Annotated in this window: 1 protein-coding gene; it reads right to left on the reverse strand. The window is 67.6% G+C overall.

The window, feature by feature from the left end; genetic code table 11:
• Positions 1-79: 79 nt before the first annotated feature.
• The coding region (locus ACFHVL_RS31475) for an ATP-binding protein (RefSeq protein WP_416632263.1) at positions 80-414 on the reverse strand (335 nt) is incomplete at its 5' end.

A 414-nucleotide genomic window follows, 5' to 3' on the forward strand; every position in this document is an offset into this window, starting at 1 on the left:
GCCGGGTGGGCGGACGTGGGGCATCCGGGCAGGCGGACAGCTTTTCTCCGGATGGGCGGTCACGAGATCTGGATCTTGTCTAGGTCAGTGGTGTGACTCCTTTCCCGGCGAGGGCCTCGGCGAGGCGGTGGCTGTCGCCCTTGGTCAGGACCAGGTGGGCGTGGTGCAGGAGCCGGTCGACGGTCGCGGTGGCGAGGGTCTTGGGCATGATCGTGTCGAAGCCGCTGGGGTGGATGTTGCTGGTCACGGCGATGGACCTGCGTTCGTAGGCGGCGTCGATGACGCGGTAGAACGCCTCGGCGGCGTCCTGGCCTGCGGGCAGCATGCCGATGTCGTCGACGACGATCAGATCGACGCCGCAGATCCGGGCGATGGTCCGGGCGACGGAACCGTCCACTTTCGCTTTCCCGATGG

Origin of the sequence: Micromonospora sp. LOL_023, from assembly GCF_048060115.1 — a bacterium.
Lineage (GTDB): Bacteria > Actinomycetota > Actinomycetes > Mycobacteriales > Micromonosporaceae > Micromonospora_E.